Below are 309 nucleotides of genomic sequence, written 5' to 3'. Positions count from 1 at the left end.
AAGAATAATCAAACCCCAAGGCGCCGTGCCGACAAAACGGTCGAGGAGATAGCCAAGCAGGGCACCAACAATGATAGCGGAGATGAATTCGCTCGAAAGCTTCATCGCCTGGGCATAGCCTTTACGGCTTTCCTCGGCGCGGGCCTCGCTCGCCTGTTCCTCTCTCGCCTCTACACGCTTCGCCTTGAGCTCTGCTCCCAGCTGCGCGCGGCGCCTGTCCAGACTTTCTTCCCGGTCATCCGACATGGTTCCTCCTCCTATGCCTCTATCCCCAATCCCGCTACCCCGGTCCTGTGGACGTCAGAGACA

General features: G+C 59.2%; 1 protein-coding gene. It reads right to left on the bottom strand.

The window, feature by feature from the left end; genetic code table 11:
- Positions 1-246, bottom strand: a 246-nt coding sequence (locus SB772_RS39890; RefSeq protein ID WP_410838503.1) for an AtpZ/AtpI family protein, incomplete at its 3' end; no start/stop codon positions are given.
- Positions 247-309 lie beyond the last annotated feature (63 nt).

The sequence above is a fragment of the Paraburkholderia sp. SIMBA_030 genome (assembly GCF_046535245.1).
Classification (GTDB): Bacteria; Pseudomonadota; Gammaproteobacteria; order Burkholderiales; family Burkholderiaceae; genus Paraburkholderia.
This window is presented reverse-complemented; position numbering and strand designations above follow the sequence as displayed.